This window comes from Bradyrhizobium sp. Ce-3 (genome assembly GCF_022835695.1).
Taxonomy (GTDB): Bacteria; Pseudomonadota; Alphaproteobacteria; order Rhizobiales; family Xanthobacteraceae; genus Bradyrhizobium.
This window is the reverse complement of sequence record NZ_BQUV01000058.1, coordinates 1-349: the sequence shown is the minus strand read 5'-3', so window position 1 is coordinate 349 and position 349 is coordinate 1. Positions and strand designations below refer to the sequence as shown.

The 349-nt window shown below is 65.6% G+C and carries 1 protein-coding gene; it reads left to right on the top strand.

All coding sequences use genetic code 11. The features are described from left to right. Positions 1–349 (top strand): response regulator transcription factor (locus tag BRSPCE3_RS35820; RefSeq protein WP_244071833.1); only part of this gene is annotated, 349 nt, incomplete at both ends.

Below are 349 nucleotides of genomic sequence, written 5' to 3'. Positions count from 1 at the left end.
CCCAGGTGCGGCATCGTCGTCTGCACGATGGTCCGCAATCCGGCGCTGTTACGCGCCATGCGGCAGATTGGCGTGGCTTGCATCGTCAGCAAGAACGATGACTTTGTTCATGCCGGACACGCCGTCATGGCGGCCGCGCGCGGCGTGCGCTATGACAGCCCGCGCATTCTGGAAGAGCTGGGCCTCGGTTCCAACGACCGGAATGGGTTCGAGCGGCTGAGCGCACGTGAGCGGGAAGTGCTTCGCCTGTATGCCGCGGGCACGGCCGTGTCGGACATCGCACAGATGCTCGGTTCGAGCGTGAAGACCGTCAGCACGCAGAAGGCCGTGGCCTTGCGCAAGCTGGGCC